Genomic DNA, 24,049 nt, shown 5'->3' on the forward strand with positions numbered 1-24,049 from the left:
CTTTGACGGGCCCGCTACGATCCTTTCTGCTTTTCCAACCAGCAGTTCAAGGAGGAACTCGCCATGAAGAAATCATCCCACGTCCTCGTGTCGGCCCATGCCCTTGCCCTGGTGCTGCCCTTTGCCGCATGCGCGCAGTACGCCGGCCCCAGCACCGTGCCGACGATGAGCGTCAAGCAGCTGCTCGACACCGGCAAGGACGACCAGCACGCCACGCTGCGTGGCTTCATCGTGTCGCACGACGGCGGCGAGCACTACACCTTTGCCGATGACACCGGCCGCATGAAGGTGGAGATCGACGCCAAGCATTTCCCGGCCGGCGTGAAGATCGACGACAAGGTGCGCGTCGAGATCTCCGGCGAGTTCGACAAGGACCTGGTTGGCAACAAGGCCGAGCTCGACGTGAAGCGGCTCAGCGTAGTGCGCTGAACCGGGTTCGCGGGCTCAGTGCGCCATCGGCGCCACGGCGAGGTCGGGCACCACGTTCATGATGCGCAGCGTCTGCTGCACCACCTGGCTGAACACCGGTGCCGCCACCAGCCCGCCGAAGTACTTGCCGGCGCTCGGCTCGTCGACCATCACCGCGACGATGATGCGCGGCTTGTCGATGGGCGACATGCCCGTGTACCAGGCGCGGTACTTGTTGCTGGCGTAGCCCTTGCCGACCTGCTTGTGCGCGGTGCCGGTCTTGCCGCCCACCGAATAGCCCACAGTCTGCGCCAGCGGCGCGGTGCCGCCGGGTGCGGCCGCCATGTGCATCATCTGGCGCACCTCGCTTGCCACCAGCGGCGAGAACACCTGCACGCCGGCCGGCTCTTCGCCTGTGTTCTTCAGCAGGCTCACCGGGATCACCTCGCCGTTGTGCGCGAAGGCGGTGTAGGCGTGCGCGATCTGGAACAGCGAGGCCGAGAGGCCGTAGCCGTACGACATGGTGGCCTGCTCGATGGGGCGCCACGACTTCCACGGCCGCAGCCGTCCCGTTACCGCGCCGGGGAAGGGCGTTTGCGGCTTCTGCCCGAGGCCCACAGCCGTGAGCGAGTTCCACATCTCCTGCGCCGTCATGCGCTGCGAGATCTTGGTGGCGCCCACGTTGCTCGACTTCTGGATCACGCCTTCGACCGTCAACACACCGAAGTTCTCGTCGTCGTGAATGGTCGCGCCCGACACGGTGATGCGCCCGGGGTTGGTGTCGATGATGGTCTTGGGCGTGACGCGGCCCAGCTGCAGCGCGGTGGCTATGGTGATCGGCTTCATCGTCGAGCCCGGCTCGAACACGTCGGTCATCGCACGGTTGCGCAGCTGCTCGCCGGTGAGGTTGCGGCGGTCGTTGGGGTCGTAGCTCGGGTAGTTGGCCATGGCCAGCAGCTCGCCCGTCTGCGCATCGACCACCACCACGCTGCCGGCGCGCGCCTTGTTGGCGACGACGGCGTCGCGGATCTTCTCGTACGCCACAAACTGCACGCGGTCGTCGATGCTCAGCTGGATGTCGTGGCCCTCGGTCGGAGGCACCTGGTCTTCGGTGTCCTCGACGATGTGGCCGAGCCGGTCCTTGAGGACGTGGCGCGAGCCCGACTTGCCGGCCAGCTCCTGGTTGAAGGCCAACTCCACGCCTTCCTGCCCGATGTCTTCCACGTTGGTGAAGCCGGCCAGGTGCGCCGCCGCCTCGCCCTCGGGATACTGGCGGCGGTAGTCGCGGCGCAGATAGATGCCCTTGATGTTGAGCGCCGCAACCTCCTTGGCAACCGGCTGGTCGACCTGGCGCTTGATCCAGACGAAGGTCTTGTCCTCGTCCTCCAGCTTCTTGTCGAAGTCCTTCTGCGGCATGCCGAGCAGCTTGGCGGCCTGCTTGAGCTTGGCCTGTACCTCGGGGTCGTCGCGCTCGATGTCTTCAGGGATGGCCCAGATGCTGGGCGCCGGGATGTCAGAGGCCAGGATCAGCCCGTTGCGGTCGAGGATGCGGCCCCGGTTGGCCGGCAGCTCCAGCGTGCGCTGGTAGCGCACCTCGCCCTGGTGCTGGAAGAAGTCGTTGTTGAAGATCTGGACATAGGCGGCCCGGCCTGCCAGCAGCACGAAGCCGAAGGCGATGCTGGCCACGATGAACTTGCTGCGCCACACGGGAGTGGGGCTGGCGAGCAGTGGACTGCTGCCGTAGCGGATGCGGCCGTTGGGATTCATCTTGTGCGGGCGTGGTGCCCGGCTGTTGTTGTCCGCGTGTAGACAGCGGGGCGTCGAACGAGTTCCGGGCGGTTGTTCATTGCCGCCCGGAATCGATGCATGAATCGACGTTGTGCCGTCGTCAGCGCTTGGGCCGCAGCGACACGATCAGCGATGGGAAGATGCGCCCGTCGGTGTCGCGCGGCAGCTTCTCGGTCTTGCGCAGGCCGCGCTCGGCCGCCTCGTCCCAGCCTTGCAGACCGCTCGACTTGCTCAGCTTGACGCCGACGATGGTGCCGTCGGGCGCCAGGTTGACTTCGAACTCCGCAGCCGGGTTGCCGTTCACCATGTCTGCATCTGGGAAGGTGATGTTCGGGCGTACCGCTGCGGCGATGCGGCCGGCGTAGCCGCTCGAAGGGCCTGACGAACGCTGGGCCGTGCCCTTCGAGTCGTCGGCACCGCTAGCACCCGCAAGACCCTGCATGCGCTTGAGCGCGGCGGCGCGGTCGGCGGCCGCCTGTTTCGTGGCGGCCTCTGCCTTCTTGGCTTCGGCCTGCTTGGCGTCGGCTTCCTGCTGCTTCTTCTGGTCGGCGAGCTTCTGCTGCTGTTCCTTCTTGCGCTGGGCCTCGTCTTCGGCGCGCTGCTTGGCTTCGAGCTCTTTCTTCTTCTGCTGCTGTTGCTGCTCGAGTTCGCGCTCTTGCTGTTCCTTCTGCTCCTTGAGCTTCTTCTCGCGCTCCAGGGCAATGTCGGGCGCCTTTGGCGCAGGTGCGGGCTCGGGCGCCTTCGCCACCGGTGGGGGCGGCGGTGCGGGTGCGGGCGGCGGTGGCGCGGGAGCAGGCGTGGGGGCTTGCGGTGCTTGAAGACGGGGTGCCGCCTGCTGCACCGTGGACGACCACAACTCCGCATCGACTGCACCTTCGTCGGGGTCGCTGCGCCAGCGCACGCCCCATGTCAGCGCGGCAATGAGCAGCGCATGCGCAATGAGGGCCAGCACGACGGCACGCGGCGTGCCGCGCTGCGGCGGCGGCGCGAACTCGGGGCGATCCAGTGCGAGCGACATGCCTTATTTGCCGCCCGTGGTCGTGACCGACAGGCCCACGCGCTCGATGCCGCTGCGCTTGAGCTGGTTCATCGCCTTCACGACGGTCTCGTACTTCACCGACTTGTCGGCGCTGATGACCACCGGGCGCTGGTCGTCGCCGCCCTGGGCCTGCTTGGCCGCGGAGCCGATCTGGGTCATGGGGATCGAGGTGCCGCCCGAGCCGGTGGACGGGTCTTTCTTGATCTGCACTTCGTCTTCGCTCTTGATGACGATCTCGATGGGCTTGTCGGGCTGCTTGTTGGCGCGGTCGACCGAAGGCAGGTTGATCACGCTCGGCGTGATGAGCGGTGCGGTGACCATGAAGATGATCAGCAGCACCAGCATCACGTCGATGAACGGGACCATGTTGATCTCGTTGATCGTCCGGCGGCCACGGCCCCGGGATGAAACGGCGGGCATGCGCTGCGCCTCCGTTCAGCGGTTGGCCGGAGCCACCGACGATGCCGCACCGCCAGCCGTCGGATTGGCCGACAGGTTGCGCTGCAGGATGTTGGAGAACTCCTCGATGTAGGTTTCGAGGGCAATGGCGATCTTGTCGATCTCGCGGGCGAAGCGGTTGTAGCCCACAACAGCCGGAATGGCGGCGAACAGGCCGATGGCCGTGGCCACCAGCGCCTCGGCGATGCCGGGGGCCACGGTGGCCAGCGTCACTTGCGCGAGCGCAGCCAGGCCGGTGAAGGCGTGCATGATGCCCCAGACCGTGCCGAACAGGCCGACGTACGGAGAGACCGAGCCCACGGTGGCCAGGAACGAGAGGTTCTGCTCAGCCGCGTCCAGCTCGCGCTGGAAGCTCGCGCGCATGGCGCGGCGGGCGCCGTCGAGCAGCGTGGGGGCGTCGGTCACGTGGCGTTCGCGCAGCTTCTGGTACTCGCGCATGCCCGAAGCGAAGATGCGCTCCATGGGGCCGGCGAACTTGGCGTTCTGCGCGGCCGAGGCGAACAGTTCGTTGAGGCTGGTGCCCGACCAGAACTCGCGTTCGAAGTCGTCGTTGAGGGCACGCATGCGCCGCAGTGCGAAGTACTTGCGGATGATCGCGGCCCAGCTGGCGATCGAGACGATCACCAGCAGCAGCACGACCAGTTGAACCACGAAGCTCGCATGGAGCAGGAGATTGATGATGGAGAGGTCTTGGTTCATGGCTTGAAAGGTTGTGTCATGGAGCCGCTGTTGCGCTCGAGGGTTCCCGTCACTTGCTTCGGAATGCGTGCGGGACGCAATGTGGCGGCGTCCACCCAGCCGATGCGGATCGTGCCTTCGCACAGCAAGACGGGTGCCGGGGCCCCCGTTCGCTCTTGCTCTGTTTTTGATAGCACTCGCTGACCGATTATCAACGACGCAGTGCCCAATTGTTGAAGATCGGCTGTAACGAGCAGTTCGTCGTCCAGCCGCGAGGGCCGATGGTATTTGAGCTGCGTTTCGCTCACCACGAACTGGCCGCCCGTTTCCTCGCGCAGCTTGCGCTGCTCGACGCCCAGGGAGCGCAGCCATTCGGTGCGGCCACGCTCCATGAACTTCAGGTAGTTGGCGTAGAACACGATGCCGCCGGCGTCGGTGTCTTCCCAGTAGACGCGGATCGGAAACGCGTAACTCATTGGGCCCGGTGTTCGGTCGTCGTGGCCATGGCCCGCAGGCGTTCGATGGATTCCTGCAGGTGCGCCATCGAACTGGCAGTGGAGAAGCGCACGAACTTGGCCGTCTCGGCCGTGCCGAAGTCGCGGCCGGGCGTGACGGCGACGTGGGCGCGCTTCATGGTCTCGAAGGCGAAGTCCCAGCTGCCCGAGATGCCGAGCTTTTCGGCGAAGCTGGTGCAGTCGGCCCAAGCGTAGAAGGCGCCGTCGGGCACCACGGGCACGCTCAGGCCCAACGCGTTGAGCTGCGGAATGAACCAGTCGCGGCGCGCCTTGAATTCAGCGCGGCGGCGTTCGTACTCGGCAATGCTCTCGTCCTCGAAGCAGGCCAGCGCCGCGTACTGCGACACCGTGCTCGCACAGATGAAGAGGTTTTGAGCGAGGCGCTCGACCACTGGCACCAGCACTTCGGGCACCACCAGCCAGCCGAGGCGCCAGCCGGTCATGTTGAAGTACTTGCTGAAGCTGTTGATGCTGATGACGTTGTCGTCGATGGCCAGCGCCGTCTGCCCGAAGGCGTCGTCGTACGACAAGCCGAGGTAGATCTCGTCGATCAGCGTGATGCCGCCGCGCTGCGACACAACCTCGTGGATGCGGCGCAGCTCGTCGGGCGCAATCGAAGTGCCGGTCGGGTTCGACGGCGAGGCGAGCAGCACGCCGCGCGTCTTGTCGGTCCAGGCGGCTTCGACCTTGGCGGCCGTGAGCTGGAAGCGCTCTTCGGCTGTGGTCGGCACCAGCACGGCCTTGCCGTCCGCCGCGCTCACGAAGTGGCGGTTGCACGGATAGCTCGGGTCGGGCATCAGGATCTCGTCGCCGGATTCGATCAGCGCGAGGCAGGCGAGCTGCAGCGCGGCCGAAGCGCCGGCGGTGACGACGATGCGACGGGCCGGCACGTCGACGTTGAAGCGCTGGCGGTACCAGGCGCTGATGCGTTCGCGCAGGTGATCGAGGCCGGTGGCCTGCGTGTACTGCGTGGCGCCGGTGCGCACGGCGCGGGCCGCGGCTTCCTGCACCAGCGGCGGGGCGGTGAAGTCGGGTTCGCCGATGTTCAGGAAGATCATCGGCCGGTCGGTGTGGGCCACCTGGCGGGCCAATGCACTGGCGGCTTTGGCCACTTCCATCACATAGAAGGGCTCGATGCGCTGTGCGCGCGTCGAAATCCTCATGCCTTGGCCTTGCCGGAAGCCCGGTCTGCTTCCACTTCAAGCGGGCGCAACTGCGGCGCCAGGCCGTTGAGCACGGCGTTCACATACTTGTGGCCGTCGGTGCCGCCGAATTCCTTGGCGAGTTCGATGCACTCGTTGAGCACCACGCGCCATGGCACGTCGGGGCAGTTCTGGAACTCGTACACGCCGATCCACATCACGGCGTGTTCGATGGGCGAAATCTCTTCGAACTTGCGGTCCAGCAGCGGGCGGATCAGCGCGTCGAGCTGCTCGGCGCCTTCGATCGAACCGTGCAGCAGCGCGTCGTAGTGCAGGGCGTCGGCCTTGTGGAAGCCCGCGAGGTCGCGCGTGAAGTGGTCGATGTCGGTCGGGTCGTTGCGGCCCACCAGGTGCTGGTAGAGCGCCTGCAGCGCGAACTCGCGCGCACGGCTGCGGTTCGATTTGGCCGAAGCCTTGCGCGCGCCCGTGCTGGTGAGGCCGACGCGCGACTGGCGCGGCTTGGCGCCAGCGGGCTTGATGGGCTTGGAGGTGTCTTCGGTCATGAAAGGGTGGCCAGCAGTTGCGCCATTTCGACCGCCACGCGGGCCGCGTCGCGGCCCTTGTCGGTCTGGCGGGCGATGGCCTGCTCGAGGTTTTCGGTGGTGAGGATCGCGTTGGCGATGGGCAGGCGGTAGTCGAGCGCAATGCGGCTCACGCTCGCGCCCGATTCGTTGGCCACGAGTTCGAAGTGATAGGTTTCGCCGCGGATGATGCAGCCCAGCGCCACCAGCGCGTGGTAGCCGCCGCGCTCGGCGAGCGCCTGCAGCGCCACGGGCACTTCGAGCGCGCCGGGCACCTGCAGGTGATGGATGTCGCTGGCGGCCACGCCCAGCGCCTCGAGCTCCGAGAGGCAGGCCGAAGCCAGCGCATCGGTGATGTCGGCGTTGAAGCGCGCCTGCACGATGCCGATGCGCAGGCCTTTGCCGTTGAGCGTTGTCTCGCCCTTGTTTGAACCTTGCATGGTCGTTCAGTCTTTCGTGAGGTAGCCGGCGATTTCGAGCCCGTAGCCCGCCGCCATGCTCGGCATGCGACGCGGCGTGCCCAGCAGATTCATCTTGTGCACGCCGCATTCGCGCAGGATCTGTGCGCCGATGCCGTAGCTGCGCAGATCCATGCGGCCGCGCTCGGGCGCTTGCGCGGGGCGCGCGGTGCCGTCGAACTGGGCGAGCAGCTCGCCGGCGGTTTCGCCGCAGTTCAGCAGCACGGCCACACCCTTGCCTTCGTTCGCGATGTGCGAGAGGCTGGCGTCCAGGCTCCACGAATGCAGCGAGCGGTTGATTTCGAGCGCATCGAGCACCGACAGCGGCTCATGCACACGCACAGACACCGTGTCTTCGGGCGACCACTTGCCGCGCACCAGCGCAAGGTGCACGCCGTGGCTGGGCTTGTCGCGGAAGGCGTGGGCGGTGAAGGCGCCCCAGTTGGTCTGGATTTCGCGGCAGCCGACTTTTTCGACCAGCGATTCGACGCGGCTGCGATGCTCGATGAGCGCGGCGATGGTGCCGATCTTGAGGCCGTGCTCGGCCGCGAAGATCTGCAGGTCGGGCAAGCGGGCCATGGTGCCGTCTTCGTTCATCACCTCGCAGATCACCGAGGCGGGCGAGCAGCCGGCCATGGCGGCGAGGTCGCAGCCGGCTTCGGTATGGCCGGCGCGCATCAGAACGCCGCCGTCCACCGCCTGCAGCGGGAAGATGTGGCCGGGCTGTACCAGGTCGGCAGCCACGGCGTTGGGCGCCACGGCGGCCTGCACGGTGCGGGCGCGGTCGGCGGCCGAGATGCCAGTGGTCACGCCTTCGGCCGCTTCGATGGAAACGGTGAACGCGGTCGAATGCTTGGCGCCGTTGCGCTGGACCATTGGCGGTAGCTGCAGCCGCTCGCACATCTCGCGCGACAGCGTGAGGCAGATCAGGCCGCGGGCATGGCGCGCCATGAAGTTGATGGCCTCGGGCGTGATGTGGTCGGCCGCGACGACGATGTCGCCTTCGTTCTCGCGGTCTTCCTCGTCGACCAGGATCACCATGCGGCCGGCGGCAAGCTCGGCCACGATTTCCTCGACCGACGAGATCGGGGCTGGGGGGCGCGCGGCGCGGGGAGCGCCGATCGGCGTGACGGAGGCGTTCATTCGGCTGTGTCCTTGGAATACGTGGAAGAGGGGGGCACCAGCACGCCCGTCTGAAGCATGCGCTCCACGTAGCGCGCCACGGTATCGATTTCGAGGTTGACCTTCGAGCCGGCCTTCAGGCTGCCAAGGGATGTGTTGTCGACGGTGTGCGGGATCAGGTTGATGCTGATCTCGGCGCTGCCTTCGATGTCGTTCACCTTGTTGACGGTGAGGCTCACGCCGTTGACGGTGATCGAACCTTTGTAGGCGAGGAAGCGGGCCAGCGCGGGCGGAGCCACCACGCGCAGCTCCCAGCTTTCGCCGACGGGCTCGAAGAAGCTCACGGTGCCGATGCCGTCCACATGGCCCGACACGATGTGGCCGCCGAGGCGGTCGCTGGCGCGCAGGGCCTTTTCGAGGTTGATGCGGCTGCCTTCGTCGGTCAGGCCCGCGGTCTTGTCGAGGGACTCGGCGGAAATGTCGATGGTGAACTGCTGCCGCTCGGGAACGAGCGTGGTGACGGTCATGCAGGCGCCGTTGAGCGCGATGCTGTCGCCAAGGCCGACGTCATCGAGATACCCGTCGGGCACTGCAATGCTGAGTCTTTTGCCAAAGGAGGAGGAGGTGCCGAGGTCGTGAATGGCGGCGATGCGCCCCACGCCGGTGATGATTCCGGTGAACATCGCCGCATTTTCGCAGAGAACGAGGGAGGCTTCGGGCTAAACGCTAGAAGGCATCCCTTCCGGCAATCCGGGCCACGATGCGCAGGTCGGGTCCGAGCATGTCGACGGACCTGAATTCCAGGGGCAGAACACCCGTCAGCGAGGTGAGCGGGCCATTGGCGTGGATGTGGCTCGCAATGTCTAGCCCGCTGCCGATCAGCTTGGGCGCCAGGTACACCAGCAGTTCGTCTACGCAGCCTTCGCGCAGCATCGAGCCGTTGAGCTTGTGGCCCGATTCGACGTGTAGTTCATTGACGCCGCGGGCCGCCAAGTCTTTCAACATGGCACCCAGGTCGACCTTGCCGTCGGCGTTGGGCAGGCAGGTGACGGTGGCGCCGCGTGCTTCCAGCGCCTCGGCTTTCTTCTCGTCCCGGCTGGCCGCGTAGATCCACACGGGGCGGCCTGCTATGAAGATGTGAGCGTCGGGCGGCGTCTGGAGCCGGCTGTCCACGACCACCAGGTGCGGTTGGCGCGGAGTCTCGACCAGGCGCACGTCCAGGCGCGGGTTGTCTTCGAGCACGGTTCCGACACCCGTCAGCACCGCGCTGGCGCGGGCTCGCCAGGCATGACCATCGGCGCGCGCGGCTTGGGCCGTGATCCATTGGCTCACGCCGTTGTCGAGGCCGGTCTTGCCGTCGAGCGAGGCCGCCACCTTCATCCGGACCCAGGGCGTCTTGCGGACCATGCGGCTGAAAAAGCCGATGTTGAGTTCACGGGCCTCCTCAGCGCCCGGCCCGACCTCGACATCGACGCCCGCGGCGCGTAGTCGCTCGAAACCCTGGCCGGCGACCAGCGGATTGGGGTCGGCCATCGACGCGACCACCCGGCCGATGCCGGCCGCGACCAGCGCATCGCAGCATGGGCCGGTGCGGCCATGGTGGGAGCAGGGCTCGAGGGTGACGTACGCGGTCGCGCCGACGACCGAATGGCCCCGCGCAGCCGCATCACGCAGCGCCATGATCTCGGCGTGCGGGCCGCCGACCTGCTGGGTGTGGCCTTGGCCGATCACCGTGCCGTTCGCAGCCACAAGGACGCAGCCGACGCGCGGGTTCGGATCGGTCTCGGGTCCAGCTTGATGCGCGAGATTCAGCGCGTGAATCATGAAATTCGGAGTTTCTTTTGTCATTCTTTTGTTAAATAAAATCTATTTGAGGCAGCAATTCGAAATCAATTGAAAACAATTGGCCGCTGATCCATTTGCTTTGACCGCTTGTCGCGCAATAGGCCGTCAATAAGAAATCGAAAAATAGAATTCCCGGCTATTGCAATCAGGGAGAAGCGTCTGCCCGGCACCTTGGTGCAAGGCGGTGGACGGTACAACATGAACAACGGATTCTGCGCGTCCGAGCGGGAGCTTTCACGCCGCGCCGAAAGGCCGCAAGGCTTCACGCTCATCGAGATGATGGTCGTCATTGCGCTGATGACCGTCCTGTTGGCGATCGCGCTGCCCAGCTTCAACAGCCTGATCGAACGGTATCGGGTCGAGGGCATGGCCAGGGCACTGATCGCAAGCGTGAGCCACGCACGCTCCGAAGCAGTCCGGCGCGGAAAGGGCGTGAGCATCCAGCAGCGCGCGGAATGCCGTGGCGGCGACTGGAGTTGCGGCTGGGACACCCGCGTCTCGGAGGGCACCACCGTCGAAACCCTCAGGCGGCAGGATCCCGACAGCCGGGTTGCGGTGGAGAGGAGCGCGGCCGGCGCCATGTCGTTCGATGCCATGGGCCATCCGGCTGGCATCACCAGTTTCAGCTTTCGTCCGGCGGGTAGCGACGACTCGCCCAATGCCGTTTCGGTGTGCCTGTCGTTCGGCGGGCGCATCCGGCTGGTGAAAGGGGGTGGGGCGTGCTGAAGATGCTGGACATCCCGGTTCGCAAGCCGCGCGATGTGCAGGCGGGCTTCTCGATGATCGAAGCCATGGTGGCCGTCCTCGCGCTCTCGCTCGGCCTGCTGGCGCTGGCGGGCTTTCAGCTGCGCGTGCTTTCCGACAGCGTCAGCGCAAGCAACCAGAACGTCGCCGTGCAACTGGCTGGCGACATGGCCGACCGCATCCGGGCCAACCCCGGCGCCGGAGCCAGCAGCTCCTATGTGTCCGACTGGTCGCAGGCGGATGCGGACGAACCCGAGCCCTCGTGCGCGAGCGCCCGTGCCAGTTGCAGCGCCGGCGAACTCGCGGCCTACGACCTGTGGAGCTGGAAGCGCGCGGTGGCGAGCGCATTGCCCGGCGGACTGGCCGACGTGCAGGGCAGGGCGGCGGCCGGTGGCTTGCTGTTCGTGCATATCGCATGGGATGAGCCGGCAGTCGTCAATCCGATCGCCCCGGACCGGACTGGAGTTGCCCCGACGGCAAGGCCTGCATGGAAGTCGTCGTCGCGGTGCCTCAGCCATGAACCGCAAGGCAATCGCTCTCAGGCTGCGGCAGGCGGGCTTCACGCTGGTCGAGTTTCTCGTCGCCATGGTCATCGGCATGCTGGTCGTGCTGGCCGCTGTCGTGAGCATGCTCGGCACGCGCAGCACCGCCATGACGGGCGACGACGTCAACGCGCTTCACCAGTCGTCGGCGCTGGCTTTCGGGATGCTGGGCAGGCAGATCAGGCAGGCCGGATACATCCCCATCGATGCCACCGAGCCGCTGTACTACTTCAACGTCGACAGGGACACCAACCTTCGGGGCGAGCCGGCCTTCTTCGCGATCAAGGGCGTGGAGTCGCCGAGCGGCTCGGTGAACGACAAGCTGAAGGTCGGCTACGCGCCGAATCCCGACTACTTCAAGGACTGCCTGGGCCAGGAGCCCGGGCGAGCGACGGGCGGCGAATATGACCGGACCAATCCCGCAGCGCCGGGCAAGGTGCGGCTGATCACCAGCGAGTTTTCGGTGGTGAACGGCGTGCTGAGGTGCCAGGGGAGCGCCAATGCGACGCCGCAGCCCATCCTCGACGGCGTCGAGCGTTTCGACGTCATGTACGGCGTCGGCGCGGCGGCCGGCAGCGGGCAGGTGGTGCGCTACGTGACGGCCGACGACGTCGCGAGTTTCAACGACGTTCGCACGGTGCGCGTCTGCCTGCAGCTCGCTGGCACATCCAGGAACAACCCGGGCGGAAGCCATACCGACTGCGACGGGGTGCCCCGGACCAGCAGCGACGGCAAGTTGCGACGTGTCTACACGGCGGTGTTCGCGCTGCGGAACAACCTGGGAGCGCTATGACCATGAATTTCCCAGGCAGGCTTGATGCGTCTGCGGCGCAGCACGGCTTTTCGCTCTTCGTCGTGATGATCATGCTGCTGCTCTCGGCGCTGCTGGTGATCGGCGGGGCGAGGATGGCCCAGTTGCTCGAGTCGGTGGCCGGCAACCAGCGCGAACACCAGCGTGCCTTCGAGGCCGCAGAAGCCGCGCTGCTGGATGCGGAGCGCGACATCCGGCAACTGGCCTTCGCCTCTGCGACCCAGACTTATGTCGCGTGCTCGGCGCTCCCGGGGGCGCGCTGCCGCAAGGCCGACGAGGGTCGCGTCTTCCCCGACAGGGACACCGGCTGGGTGACCGCCTATGCAGCCGACGGCGCCGACTCCTGCGAGCGGGGTATCTGTTACTTCTCTGCAAGCGATTCGGTGGCTGCCGCATTCCGCAGCGAGGCCCACAGGTTCTGGGCCCGCGACGCGTACGCCAACAAGTACGCGTCGTATGGGCAGTTCACGGGAGCGCCCAGCGACGGCAATCCGGCACTGGCCAGCGCCAGGTACTGGATCGAGGTCATCGACCGCAGGAACAGCAAATACCCGTTGTACCGGATCACCGCGGTCGCAATGGGCGCGCGCAGCGCGAGTGTGGCGGGCGGCACGCGGATCGAACTGCAGGTGTCCTTCGACCCGGACCCGGTCAGAGGGGTGAATTGAGCATGACGAGAGGGAGGGATATGAACATCACCGGGATTTCGAGGAGCGTCGCGGTGTGCGGCCTGATGCTGGCGCAGGCCGTCGGCCACGCCGCGCCGTATCCGCTGGCGCAGGTGCCGCGCAACACAGCGGTCAAGGAGCCGGCGCCGAACGTGATCGTGTCGGTCGACAACTCAGGCAGCATGTGGGGGAACGGCATGCTGGCCCTGAAGGCGGCGCTCAGGGCAAACTTCTCCGAGGCGAACATGCCCAATGACCAGATTCGCCTCGCCTGGCAGGCGATGAACAGAAGCGGCAACAACTGCGTCGGTTTCTTCGGCGACACCTCGGAGGGGAGTTATCGGGCCGGCCAGTGCCGGATCGGCGGCCGTGCCAACGCGAACCTGATGCGTTCGCTGGACAGCGCGCATCGCGCCAACTTCATGACCTGGGTCGATTCGCTGGTTCCGGAGGGTTGGACGCCGCTGCACGCCATGATGACCCGCGCCGGCGAATACATGAAGACCACCGGCCAGTACAGCCCCTACTCGGACGAACCCGGCGTAGAGGGGGCCGCGCAGTCGGGTTGCCGCAAGTCCTTCCACATCTTCATGACGGACGGCGAGTACAACCTCTTCGGATTCAACGAGGACCCGGCGAGGCTCAACATGCCGGCCATCGGAAACGAAGACGGAACGCGCCGCGTCCTGCCCGATTCCACGGTCTACCAGCCGCGCGCGCCCTACAAGGACAACGCCGGGGCCGTCAATGATGTTGCCAACTGGGACCGGAGCAGCGGCTGGAGACCCAAGGCTGAATATCGCCCGACCCTGGCCGACATGGCCTTTCACTACTGGGCCAGCGATCTGCAGCCGGACGTGCCGAACAACCTGAAGAAGATCGTTGTCGAGCCCGGCAGTGTGGCAGTCGGTACGGCGACGGTCCCCGAGTACTGGAATCCCAGGAACAATCCGGCCACGTGGCAGCACTTGACGACCTACACCATCGGTTTCGGTGCGGCGTCATCGTGGAGCGGCGCGCCGGTCATTTCGGCGGGCGCGGCGCAGCCCACCTACAGCGGGGACTATGAGCGGCTGGTCGATGGCGCGACCACCTGGTCGGACCCGCTGGCAGGCTCACCGGTGCCGGACCGCTGGGACGGCGACGGATATTTGTATAGCAGCGGGTCCAACAGCTCCGCCTTGCGCATGGACCTCTGGCACGCCGCGCTGAACAGCCGCGGCACCTTCACGCCGGCCTCGAACGCTGGGGCGCTCGGCAACGCCTTCAAATCCATCCTCGGGCAGATCCTGATCAACACAAGCCCCCCGTTGACCTCCATCGCCGCAAGCGCCTCCAGGGTATCGACCGGCACGGCCGTCTACCAGGCCGGCTACGACACCGCAGACTGGTCGGGCACGCTCACCGCCACGAGGTTTGGCGCCAACGGCAGGCTGGCTTCCTCATCCGACTGGTCGGCGCGCGATCTGCTCGATGTGCGCATGGCGACGCCGGGGGCGCACGGCAGCGATCGCAAGGTGCTCAGCTTCTCGGGCACCGCGGCGGCAACGGCTACCAGCGCCGCGACCAGCGGCTCCGGCGTGCCGTTCCGGTGGAGCCGTCTGAGCGATGCGCAAAAAGAAGCGCTCAAGGGCAGCACCGCCACCGACACCGCAAGCACTGCGCTCGGCCAAGGCGTGCTCGACTTCCTGCGCGGCGACCGCAGCAACGAGGGTGCCGGCCTGGGATTGCGCAAGCGCGCCCATGTGCTCGGCGACATCGTGGGCTCCAGCGTCTGGTACGCGGGGAAGCCCAGGAGCGGCTTCACCAACGACGCCTACGCCACGTTCGCTTCGATCCGCCGCGTGCCGATGGTCTACGTGGGCGCCAACGACGGCATGCTGCACGCCTTCAACGCGGGGACCGGCAGGGAAGAGTTCGCCTATGTGCCGGAAGGTCTTTTCGGCACGGCCAAAGCGCCCGGGCTCAAGCGGCTCAGCGAGGGCACCTATTCGCACAGGTACTACGTCGACGGCAGTGCCTTCGTGGCGGACGTCCACATGGGCAATACCGGCGCCACAACCACTGCCAAGGCCACGAACGCCGAAAAGGCGGCGGGGTGGAAGTCCCTTCTCGTGGGCATGCCAGGAGCGGGCGGCAAGGGGTATTTCGTGCTCGACGTCACCAAGCCCGAGAACATCGACGAGAGCAAGGCCGCCAACGTAGCGCTGATCGACACCACCGCGCTTTCCGACGATGACCTGGGCCACCAACTCCAGCAACCCGCGCTCGACGCCTTCTCCGGGCGCGCGCTGCAGGTGGCGCCGCTGAACAACGGGCGCAAGGCACTCATCCTGGGCAACGGCTACAACAGCGCGAGCGAGAAGGCCGTGCTGTGGATCCAGTACCTCGACGGCGACAAGTCCATCCTCAAGATTCCCGCGCCCGCCGTGCAGCGCGCCGGCACCGGCAACGGGCTGTCCGCCCCGCGGCCGGTGGACCGCGACGGCGACGGAAAAATCGACTACGCCTATGCCGGCGACCTGCTCGGCAACCTCTGGAAGTTCGACCTGAGCGATGCCGACAGCCGCAAGTGGAAGGCCACGATGGGCTCGGCCGCAACCGCGTCGAGCCTCGACAACGTGCCGCTGTTCGCGGCCGGCGCTGCCCAGCCGATCACGGCGGCGCCGGTGGTCGTCGGTCATCCGCGCGGCGGCTACATGGTGGTGTTCGGCACGGGGCGGTTGTTCGCGACCGGTGACGAAGGCAGCACCGCCAGTCAGTACCTGTACGGCGTCCGGGACCGAGCCGACGGCAGCACTGGAACGGCGGTGCTGGCCAACCTGGTGGAGCAGACCGCCGGCAGCGACACCGTCGTGCGGGACGGCGTCGAATTCCGCACCGTCTCGCGCAACAGCGTGAGCTACACCGGTTCCGGGGCCAAGCGTGGCTGGTACCTCCAACTGCCGGCCACCGGGGAGCGGATCGTCTATCCGGGCGACGCGCTGAGCAGCAGCGCCGGCCTGTTCTCAAGCACCATTCCCGGCACCGGCAGCAATTCGACCGCCTGCACCGCGGGCACCGGCGACGACGGCTGGTCGATGGTGGTCGATTTCTTCAGCGGCTCCGCCCCCGAGGGCATCGCCTACAACAGCGTGGATACGGCGGGCGCCTATCTGGGCTTTCGCAACAACTCGGGCAGGGATGACATCGCCTTGCAGCCACAGGACCGCGAGAAGGGCAAGGACGTGATCTGCAACGCGGCCGGCGAATGCAATACGCCGAAGCGGCCGGATGTCGTGCGCCGCTTCGGCTGGCGCAACCTCATGTCGTCGAACTGACGATGGAGCCGAGGCAAGCCATGAAGAACAAGTATCCCGGAGCGCGGGTCGGCGAGCGGATTCGCTCGCGCGGCTTCACGCTGATCGAACTCATGATCGTGACGGCGGTGATCGCCATCCTCGCCGCCATCGCCTATCCGAGCTACACGCGCTACGTGTTGCGAGCCAAGCGGGCCGATGCCAAGCAACAGTTGCTGCAGGCGGCGCAGTGGACCGAGCGCTACATGACCGCCAACGGACGCTACCCCCCGGCGACCGTCGCGTTGCCGACCGGACTGAGCCAGGCGCCGTCGTCCGGTACGGCGAACTATTCCATCAGCTATGGCGCAACAAGAGCCGCGACTACCTACATCTTGAGCGCTGTGCCGCAGGGTGCATCGAGCAACGACGAATGCGGAACGCTCACGGTCAACCAGCAGGGCGTCAAGCTGGCTGGCGGCAGCACCGACGCTTCGAGTGCGCTGGTGCAGCTTTGCTGGAACCGTTGAAATGCCGTCTAGAGAGGCCGGCGGCCAATGAGGCTCAGATATCGCGCAGCAATTGCCTGAACTCGTCCACATCCTCGAAGCTGCGGTACACCGAGGCAAAGCGCACGTAGGCGACCTTGTCGAGCTTCTTGAGTTCGCGCATCACGAGCTCGCCAACCTTGGTCGAGTCGATTTCGCGCAGGCCGCTGGCCAGCAGCTTCTGCTCGATGCGCAGCAGGGCGTTGTCGATCTGCTCGATGCTCACCGGCCGCTTGCGTAGCGCCAGCATCATCGAGGCGCGGACCTTGGTCGAGTCGAAGTCGGCGCGGCTGCCGTCCTTCTTCACGACAACGGGAAAATTGACGTCGGGCCGCTCGTAGGTGGTGAAGCGCTTGTCGCAGGCGCTGCACTGGCGGCGCCTGCGGACAAAGTCGGCGTCTTCCGAAACGCGGGTCTCGACGACCTGCGTTTCAAGATGACCGCAAAAAGGGCATTTCATGCGGTCAGGTCTTCTTGCGCGGAATCAGCGGTAGACAGGGAAGCGGCTCGTCAGGGCGTGAACCTTGGCACGCACGGCGTCGATGTTCGCTGCGTCGCGCGGGTTCTCGAGCACGTCGGCGATCAGGTTCGCGGTGACGCGGGCCTCTTCGTCCTTGAAGCCGCGGGTGGTCATGGCGGGGGTGCCGATGCGCACGCCGCTGGTGACCATCGGCTTTTCCGGGTCGTTGGGGATCGCGTTCTTGTTGATCGTCATGTGGGCGCTGCCCAGCACGGCTTCGGCTTCCTTGCCGGTGATGCCCTTGGCGCGCAGGTCGACCAGCATCACGTGGCTTTCGGTGCGTCCGCTCACGATGCGCAGGCCGCGCTGGGTGAGGGTGTCGGCCACGATCTGGGCGTTCTTGACCACCTGTTGCTGGTAGGCCTTGAACTCGGGCGCCATGGCTTCCTTGAACGCGACGGCCTTGGCGGCGATCACGTGCATCAGCGGGCCGCCTTGCAGGCCCGGGAAGATCGCGCTGTTGATGGCTTTCTCGTGCTGCGACTTCATCAGGATGATGCCGCCGCGCGGGCCGCGCAGGCTCTTGTGGGTGGTGGAGGTGACGATGTCGGCGTGTGGCACCGGGTTGGGGTACACGCCCGCGGCCACGAGGCCGGCGTAGTGGGCGATGTCGACCATGAAGATCGCGCCGACGTCCTTGGCCACCTTGGCGAAGCGCTCGAAATCGATGCGCAGCGAATAGGCCGAGGCGCCTGCGATGATGAGCTTGGGCATGTGTTCATGCGCCTTGCGTTCCATGGCGTCGTAGTCGATGGCTTCGTTGGCGTCCAGGCCGTAGCTCACGACGTTGAACCACTTGCCGCTCATATTGAGAGGCATGCCGTGGGTCAGGTGGCCGCCTTCGGCCAGGCTCATGCCCATGATGGTGTCGCCGGGCTTCAGGAAGGCGAGCATCACGGCTTCGTTGGCCGAGGCGCCGCAATGCGGCTGCACGTTGGCGGCGTCGGCACCGAAGATCTGCTTGACGCGGTCGATGGCCAACTGCTCGGCCACGTCGACGTGCTCGCAGCCGCCGTAGTAGCGCTTGCCCGGGTAGCCTTCGGCGTACTTGTTGGTGAGTTGCGAGCCCTGGGCGGCCATGACGGCCGGCGAGGCGTAGTTCTCGCTGGCGATCAGCTCGATGTGATGTTCCTGGCGCGCGTTTTCGGCTTGAATCGCAGCCCAGATTTCGGGATCGGTCTGTTCGACCAGGATGTTGCGTTGGTACATGGCAGTCCTTTGAAGACGAGGTCCTTGTTCTTCAACCAAACAAGGGCTGCCCAGGCGAACGGCTGAACGCCTGTTGTGGTCAGGCGGCACGCTTCCCAGTGGTATTCCACGTCAGCGCGTGGCACCTTGTTCGGGTGCTGCGCCTATCGCCAGTCGCGTACCTGCCAAGTGTAGCTCACACCCGGCGCCCGAAACCTCTTCAGGAAACGGAGGAAAGCAGGGCCACCTTGGCCGGCTCGGTGCGTTCTTCGGCAGGCTTGGGCGGTGCCGCCACGGGGATCGGCTGCGGACGCACAGTTGGCGGCGTGATCGTCGACGGCGCGCGGCCGTTGGCCACTTGCAGCAGGCGTTCGTGCTCGGCCATTACCTTGGCGGCGTAGCCGCCGTCGTCCTCGAGGTTGGCCGCGCCAACGTAGTAGCGCAGGCCGCCTTCGAGGGAGCCGGCGCGGGCGATGCATTCCTGCAGCACCTTGACGCCGACGCGCATGTTGGTCACCGGGTCGAAGGCGGTGAGCGTGCCGCCCGCGCTTTCGTATTTGTCGCCGTGCACGCGGGTCATGACCTGCATGAGGCCTTGCGCGCCGACCTGGCTCTGGGCAAACGGGTTGAAGCTGGACTCGACGGCCATGATCGCGAGGATCAGGGTCGGGTCGATCTTCGTGCGCTTGCCGATGCCATAGGCCTCGGCCACGAGCACGCTCAGCGGCTCGGCGGCCACGCGGTACTTCTTGCTCAGCCAGTAAGCCACGGCGGCCTGCTGCTTGGGCAGGTCGGCAGGGCTCGCAGCCGTGGTGCGCTCGATGGCGGTGGGCTCGAGGTCGGTGACTTCAGGCGCAGGCTTGCGCGACTGCAGCCAGCCCATCAGTTGCTCCTCGCCGGTCTTGCGCAGGTCGGGCCGCGCCACGAGGGCGAGGGCCGCGAACACAATGGCCAGGCCGACCAGTGCAAACCCGTTGTGGGTAATTTCAAAAAAGCCGTCTGCCACATCGGACACAAAGGTCCTTAGCCCGCGGGCCGTGACATCAAACGCCTTGTTCATCGCTCTTCCTTTCTGTGCGGCACCCGAGTCGCAACGCCACGGAAGGCGATGGATGAAGGCAGCGGCGCTTGGATTGGTACGAATCAGGCTCCGCGCATGGAGTGAAGGGGGTTAGGGGCGCGGCGACCTGATCAAGCCGGGGGAGTTCGGCAGCGGATTCAGGGTGGCTCTGCCGCGTCGGGCGGTCAGAGCAGGGCGGATTCTAGCGTGGCTAAATACCCGGTCAAGCATAAGGATTTGATTCATTATGCTAATAGTTGTTTAAAAAAGTTGCCGTTTCGAGGCGTTTCGGCTTAGGGGAAATCCCTTTGTAAAACGCGTTTGCAATCCGAGGGTGCGACGCCTAATCTGGACGGGCCTGAGCTTTTCAGGTGTTTTTCCGAGGTCCGGCAGCCCGAGGTGCAAGTCAAGGGTTCAGCGTCCGAGGATCCACGGTGGCAATCTCTTGCTGCCAGCACGGCAGGAACCATTGACTTCCGGTCGCGCGAATCGATGGCATGGGTTTTGTGCCCGCCATCAAGCCCGGTGACAAGACATTCCGTCGAGTCACCGGGCTTTCTTCATTTGGGGCCCGACGAAGCCGATTCCTCAGTGTTTATGGCACTTTTTCCGGGGTTTGCCTGCGTCCTTTTTGCGTATGTAGCGTTGCCGCTTGTTTGCGGCACACTCTGGCGATGGACGTAGCTTCGATCAAACAAAACAAATGGGTGCGACGTGGGATCGTCGCGGTGCTGGTTCTGTTGGCCTTCTGGGTCATCGCCTGGCTGGCGGTGCCGCCGATCGCCAAGAGCCAGCTTCAGAAGATCGCGAGCGAGAAGCTCGGGCGGCAGGTAACGGTTGGCAAGATCGACTTCAAGCCGTGGACGCTCGAACTCACACTGAACGACCTGCGCGTTGCCACCGCCGACGGCAGCAAGTCGCAGGTGGCCGTCAACCGCATCTACGCCGATGCCGAACTGCAGTCGATCTTCCGGCTCGCACCGGTGATCGACGCGGTCACGGTCGACGGGCCCGCCATCCTGCTCACGCATCAGGCCGACGGCAAATACGACATTGACGACATCCTGGCCAAGCTCTCGGCCGGCCCGCCGCCCGACCCGAACGCCAAGCCCGCGCGCTTTGCCATCTACAACATCGCGATCAATGGCGGCTCGGTCGATTTCGACGACCAGACCGTCAAGCGCAAACACGAACTGCGCGACTTCGTGCTCAAGGTGCCCTTCCTGAGCAACCTCGATTCCAAGCGCGACATCAACACCGAGCCCAAGCTCGCCTTTGCGCTCAACGGCAGCAAGTTCGACTCGGCGGCTTTCACCACGCCCTTCTCCGATAACCGCAAGACCGACGCCCACGTGCAGTTCAAGGGGCTCGACCTCGTGCCGTACCTCGGCTACATCCCGGGCGGCCTGCCAGTGAAACTCCAGGCGGGCAGCCTCGATGCCGACCTGAAGATCGGCTTCGAGCAAGCAGCGACCACCGGGCTGAAGATCACCGGCACGGTCGAGGCGCACGCCACCAAGGTGGCAGATGCGCGCGGCCGCGACCTGCTGGCCTTCGAATCGCTCAAGCTGGCACTTGCCGATGTGCGCCCGCTGGAGTCGGTGTTCCATCTGAGCGAAGTCGCGCTGGTCAAGCCGCAGCTGGCGGTGGCGCGCGATGCGGCCGGAAAGCTCAATCTGCTGGCCACCGACCCGGCCACCGGAGCGACCGAGAAGGTCGCGTCACCGCCCGCAGCGGCCGCGAGCGCACCGGCCGGCAAGCCGGCGCAAAAGCCAGTGCTGAAGGTGCAGGTCGATAAGGTGGCCCTGAACGGCGGGCGCATCGGCTGGCGCGACGAAACCGTCAATCCCGCCGCGGCCGTCGATGTGACCGACCTCGGCATCGACGTCACCGGCGTCACCTGGCCGATGGAAAAGCCGGCCGAGTTCAACGGCAGTACGGCCATTGCCGGCGCCTCGCTCAAGTTCAAGGGCAGCGCCACAGACAAGGTGGCCGACGTGCAGACCGAGGTCGACGCGCTGCCGTTGTCGCTGGCCGCGCCTTACCTGGCGCAAAGCCTGGAGCCCACGCTGGACGGCAAGCTCAGCGGGCAGATCGACATTGCCTGGGCCCAGCCCGATCTCAAGTTCAAGGCGCGTCGCTTGTCCGCCGACGGGCTGGCGCTGACCCAGGCCAAGACCGCGCTGGCCAGCGTCGGCCGCTTCGAGCTGGTCGACGCCGAGGTCGACATGACGAAGCACACATTGAATGTGGCCTCGTTCACCGCGACCAACCCGAAGGTGCGCGTCGAGCGCGACAGCGAGAAGCGCTGGATGTTCGAGCGCTGGCTCAAGACGCCGGCCGGCGGCGGCACCAAGGAAGCCGAAGCCAAGGTCGCAGCGCCTAAGCCCGCAGCCGCCGAAACGCCGCAGCCCGGCGCCAACACCAAGCCCTGGGCGCTGACCATCGGCACACTGGCGGTCGACAACGGGGCTCTCTCTTATGCGGACAAGGCCGGCGCGAACCCGGTGACCGTGGAAGTCACCGCCTTCAAGCTCCACGCCCAGAAGATCGCGCCCGACACCAATACGACGTCGCCGCTCGAAGTTTCCGGCCGCATTGGCTCAGGGCGCTCCGACCCGGGGCGCTTCGACTACAAGGGCAACGTCGTGCTCAAGCCGCTCGCGGCCGAAGGCCGGCTGGAAGTGGTGTCGTTCCCCGCCCATACCTTCAAGGCCTACTACGCGGACGCGCTCAATGTCGACATCCGCCGCGCCTTCGCGAGCTATCGCGGCACGGTGCGCTATGCGACGTTGCCGGCGGGCATGAGTATCAAGCTGTCGGGCGACACGGCGCTAGACGACTTCCGTGCCAACAGCGTCTCGCTCACCCAGTCGCCCGGCTTCGACCGCAACACCAACCAGCTGCTGAGCTGGAAGACGCTGAGCCTGCGTGGCCTGCAGGTCAGCATGGCGCCCAACGCGCCGCCGAACGTGGACGTGCGCGAAACCACGCTGACCGACTTTTTTGCCCGCGTGATCATTGACCCCACCGGCCGGCTCAACCTGCTGAATCTGACCAAGAAGGGTGAAGCGCAAGCCAACGCCGCCGCTGCGGCAGCGGGCGAAGCCTCCACCCGCAAGGGCCCGGGCGGCTCGACCACCACGACACGAGCCGTGCCGACCAGGCCTTCGGGCGGAGCGCCGGTGTCGGCCGAAAACATGGTCGGGGGAGCGCCTGAGCCGGCCAAGCCGGCGGCAGCCGCCGCGCCCGTCGCCGCCGCGCAGGCGGACAGCGGCCCCGCACCCGTCATCAACTTCGGTCCGATGAGCTTGGTCAACGGCAAGATCGACTTCACCGACCTGTTCGTCAAGCCCAACTACTCGGCCGACCTCAGCGAGCTGACCGGCAAGCTCAGCTCGTTCTCGTCGAACCCGCCGAAGGGCGAGAGCGGCCGGCCCGCGCTGGCCGACCTCGAACTGCGCGGCAAGGCGCAGCAGACAGCGGCGCTGGAAATCACCGGCAAGCTCAACCCGCTGGCCAAGCCGCTCGAACTCGACATCACCGCGAAGATGCGCGACCTCGACCTGGCGCCGCTGTCGCCGTACTCGGTGCGCTACGCCGGCCACGGCATCGAGCGCGGCAAGATGAGCATGGACGTCAACTACAAGATCGCGCCCGATGGCCAACTGACGGCCACCAACAAGCTGGTGCTCAACCAGTTGCAGTTCGGCGACGAAGTGGCGGGCGCGCCTGCCAGCCTCCCGGTGAAGCTGGCTGTGGCCCTGCTGGCTGACCGCAACGGCGTGATCGACGTCGATCTGCCGCTCAGCGGCTCGCTCAACGATCCGCAGTTCAGCGTCGGCCCGCTGATCTGGAAGGCCGTGGTCAACCTGATCGTCAAGGCCGTGACGGCACCGTTCAGCCTGCTTACCGGCGGCCTGGGCGGCGGCAGCGGTGAATCGAGCGCCATCACCTTCGAGCCCGGAAGTTCCGAGCTGAGCGCCGCCGCCAAGGAAGGCCTGGACAAGGTCGCCAAGGCGCTGACCGACCGGACCACGCTGCAAATGACGGTGGTCGGCACTTCCAGCCTCGAGAAGGAGCGCGACGCCTACCAGCGCCAGCGCGTGCGCCAGCTCACCTACGCCGAGAAGCGCCGCGTCGCGGTGCGCGGCGGCCAGACCGGCACCGACGTGCCACCCGTCACCGACGCCGAATACCCCGAGCTGCTGACCGCCGTGTACAAGCGCGCAGACATCACCAAGCCGCGCAACCTCGTCGGCCTGGCCAAAGACCTGCCTGTGCCGGACATGGAAAAGCTGTTGTTCGCCAGCGTGCCGGTCGACGAGGAATCGATGCGCCAGCTCGCGGTCGAGCGCGGCGCGGCCGTGCGCGACTACCTGCTCGCGAAGAAGCTGCCGAGCGAGCGCCTCTTCCTGGGGGCAGTGCGCACAAGTGCCAGCGGCAGCGACTGGAAGCCGGGCGCCGAGCTCAGCCTGACCATGAAGTAAGAAGCGACGACCCGATCAGGAGCCGGTCTGAGGACTTGGTTTTTTTCTCCAGCTTGCTATATATGTAGTCCGTTAACCTCCACGCCCACAACCCCGCGTACGCCACCGTTTCTGGACGGAATTCAATGGCCAGCCGCAAGTGGGTGAAAATGTCGATGTGCGCCG

Annotated in this window: 21 protein-coding genes, 1 pseudogene and 1 riboswitch; of the genes and pseudogenes, 8 read left to right on the forward strand and 14 right to left on the reverse strand. The window is 66.2% G+C overall.

Annotated elements, in window-relative coordinates:
- Positions 1–63: 63 nt before the first annotated feature.
- Positions 64–429: a YgiW/YdeI family stress tolerance OB fold protein gene (locus tag ACSFBF_RS01095; RefSeq protein WP_435464543.1), complete on the forward strand. Its 366-nt coding sequence runs from the start codon at positions 64–66 to the stop codon at positions 427–429.
- Positions 430–444: 15 nt separating this feature from the next.
- Here ACSFBF_RS01095 and ACSFBF_RS01100 read toward each other — a convergent pair whose 3' ends face one another.
- The 11 genes from ACSFBF_RS01100 to ribD form a co-directional block, all read right to left on the reverse strand.
- Entirely contained in the window at positions 445–2,175 is a 1,731-nt protein-coding gene (locus ACSFBF_RS01100) for a peptidoglycan D,D-transpeptidase FtsI family protein (RefSeq protein WP_435464544.1), read from the reverse strand.
- Positions 2,176–2,296: 121 nt separating this feature from the next.
- Entirely contained in the window at positions 2,297–3,214 is a 918-nt protein-coding gene (gene tolA / locus ACSFBF_RS01105) for a cell envelope integrity protein TolA (protein WP_435464545.1), read from the reverse strand.
- Between the two features lie 3 nt (positions 3,215–3,217).
- Positions 3,218–3,655 carry an ExbD/TolR family protein gene (locus ACSFBF_RS01110; protein WP_093055930.1) on the reverse strand — a complete coding sequence of 146 codons (438 nt, stop codon included), beginning with the start codon at positions 3,653–3,655 and terminating at the stop codon, positions 3,218–3,220.
- A gap of 15 nt (positions 3,656–3,670) precedes the next feature.
- A complete protein-coding gene (gene tolQ, locus ACSFBF_RS01115) occupies positions 3,671–4,393 on the reverse strand; it encodes a protein TolQ (protein ID WP_093055932.1) in 723 nt (240 codons plus the stop codon).
- Entirely contained in the window at positions 4,390–4,848 is a 459-nt protein-coding gene (ybgC, locus tag ACSFBF_RS01120) for a tol-pal system-associated acyl-CoA thioesterase (RefSeq protein WP_435464546.1), read from the reverse strand. Before ybgC ends, tolQ begins: the two co-directional genes overlap by 4 nt.
- On the reverse strand, positions 4,845–6,050 hold the full coding sequence (locus tag ACSFBF_RS01125; RefSeq protein ID WP_435464547.1) for a pyridoxal phosphate-dependent aminotransferase: 1,206 nt from the start codon (positions 6,048–6,050) through the stop codon (positions 4,845–4,847). The genes ybgC and ACSFBF_RS01125 overlap by 4 nt, the downstream gene beginning before the upstream one ends.
- On the reverse strand, positions 6,047–6,592 hold the full coding sequence (gene nusB, locus ACSFBF_RS01130; protein ID WP_435464548.1) for a transcription antitermination factor NusB: 546 nt from the start codon (positions 6,590–6,592) through the stop codon (positions 6,047–6,049). Before nusB ends, ACSFBF_RS01125 begins: the two co-directional genes overlap by 4 nt.
- Positions 6,589–7,050 (reverse strand): 6,7-dimethyl-8-ribityllumazine synthase, encoded by a 462-nt coding sequence (gene ribH, locus ACSFBF_RS01135; RefSeq protein WP_093055938.1) that lies wholly within the window; start codon positions 7,048–7,050, stop codon positions 6,589–6,591. The genes nusB and ribH overlap by 4 nt, the downstream gene beginning before the upstream one ends.
- Before the next feature lie 6 nt (positions 7,051–7,056).
- The gene (gene ribBA, locus ACSFBF_RS01140) at positions 7,057–8,211 is read right to left on the reverse strand and encodes a bifunctional 3,4-dihydroxy-2-butanone-4-phosphate synthase/GTP cyclohydrolase II (protein ID WP_435464549.1); all 1,155 of its coding nucleotides are present in this window, start codon (positions 8,209–8,211) and stop codon (positions 7,057–7,059) included.
- A complete protein-coding gene (locus tag ACSFBF_RS01145) occupies positions 8,208–8,873 on the reverse strand; it encodes a riboflavin synthase (protein ID WP_435464550.1) in 666 nt (221 codons plus the stop codon). Before ACSFBF_RS01145 ends, ribBA begins: the two co-directional genes overlap by 4 nt.
- A gap of 43 nt (positions 8,874–8,916) precedes the next feature.
- Positions 8,917–10,014 (reverse strand): bifunctional diaminohydroxyphosphoribosylaminopyrimidine deaminase/5-amino-6-(5-phosphoribosylamino)uracil reductase RibD, encoded by a 1,098-nt coding sequence (gene ribD / locus ACSFBF_RS01150; protein ID WP_435464551.1) that lies wholly within the window; start codon positions 10,012–10,014, stop codon positions 8,917–8,919.
- 219 nt (positions 10,015–10,233) lie between these two features.
- Here ribD and ACSFBF_RS01155 point away from each other — a divergent pair, with 219 nt between their 5' ends.
- The 6 genes and pseudogenes from ACSFBF_RS01155 to ACSFBF_RS01180 all read left to right on the forward strand — a co-directional run bounded on the left by ACSFBF_RS01155 (position 10,234) and on the right by ACSFBF_RS01180 (position 16,608).
- A complete protein-coding gene (locus ACSFBF_RS01155; RefSeq protein ID WP_435464552.1) occupies positions 10,234–10,761 on the forward strand; it encodes a GspH/FimT family pseudopilin in 528 nt (175 codons plus the stop codon).
- A gap of 65 nt (positions 10,762–10,826) precedes the next feature.
- Positions 10,827–11,141 (forward strand): annotated as a pseudogene (gene pilV, locus ACSFBF_RS01160) (type IV pilus modification protein PilV); the annotation flags it as partial.
- A 154-nt stretch (positions 11,142–11,295) separates the two neighbouring features.
- Positions 11,296–12,114 carry a PilW family protein gene (locus tag ACSFBF_RS01165; RefSeq protein WP_435464553.1) on the forward strand — a complete coding sequence of 273 codons (819 nt, stop codon included), beginning with the start codon at positions 11,296–11,298 and terminating at the stop codon, positions 12,112–12,114.
- On the forward strand, positions 12,111–12,800 hold the full coding sequence (locus ACSFBF_RS01170; RefSeq protein ID WP_435464554.1) for a pilus assembly PilX family protein: 690 nt from the start codon (positions 12,111–12,113) through the stop codon (positions 12,798–12,800). Before ACSFBF_RS01165 ends, ACSFBF_RS01170 begins: the two co-directional genes overlap by 4 nt.
- A 20-nt stretch (positions 12,801–12,820) precedes the next feature.
- The gene (locus tag ACSFBF_RS01175) at positions 12,821–16,120 is read left to right on the forward strand and encodes a pilus assembly protein (protein WP_435464555.1); all 3,300 of its coding nucleotides are present in this window, start codon (positions 12,821–12,823) and stop codon (positions 16,118–16,120) included.
- A gap of 20 nt (positions 16,121–16,140) precedes the next feature.
- Positions 16,141–16,608: a type IV pilin protein gene (locus tag ACSFBF_RS01180; RefSeq protein WP_435464556.1), complete on the forward strand. Its 468-nt coding sequence runs from the start codon at positions 16,141–16,143 to the stop codon at positions 16,606–16,608.
- A 34-nt stretch (positions 16,609–16,642) separates the two neighbouring features.
- On the opposite strand, the gene nrdR is transcribed toward ACSFBF_RS01180, so the two are convergent.
- The 3 genes from nrdR to ACSFBF_RS01195 all read right to left on the reverse strand — a co-directional run bounded on the left by nrdR (position 16,643) and on the right by ACSFBF_RS01195 (position 19,394).
- Complete coding sequence (gene nrdR / locus ACSFBF_RS01185; protein WP_007836918.1) at positions 16,643–17,086, reverse strand: transcriptional regulator NrdR; 444 nt, start codon at positions 17,084–17,086, stop codon at positions 16,643–16,645.
- 24 nt (positions 17,087–17,110) lie between these two features.
- Positions 17,111–18,355, reverse strand: a complete 1,245-nt coding sequence (gene glyA / locus ACSFBF_RS01190; protein ID WP_435464557.1) for a serine hydroxymethyltransferase — start codon at positions 18,353–18,355, stop codon at positions 17,111–17,113.
- A 41-nt stretch (positions 18,356–18,396) separates the two neighbouring features.
- Positions 18,397–18,522, reverse strand: a riboswitch (ZMP/ZTP riboswitch).
- 32 nt (positions 18,523–18,554) lie between these two features.
- Positions 18,555–19,394 (reverse strand): lytic transglycosylase domain-containing protein, encoded by an 840-nt coding sequence (locus ACSFBF_RS01195; RefSeq protein WP_435464558.1) that lies wholly within the window; start codon positions 19,392–19,394, stop codon positions 18,555–18,557.
- Between the two features lie 674 nt (positions 19,395–20,068).
- Between ACSFBF_RS01195 and ACSFBF_RS01200 the strand changes: the two genes are divergently transcribed.
- A complete protein-coding gene (locus ACSFBF_RS01200; RefSeq protein WP_435464559.1) occupies positions 20,069–23,884 on the forward strand; it encodes a DUF748 domain-containing protein in 3,816 nt (1,271 codons plus the stop codon).
- The last annotated feature ends 165 nt before the right edge of the window (positions 23,885–24,049 follow it).

It is taken from the genome of Variovorax nivicola (genome assembly GCF_051216475.1).
Taxonomy (GTDB): Bacteria; Pseudomonadota; Gammaproteobacteria; order Burkholderiales; family Burkholderiaceae_C; genus Variovorax.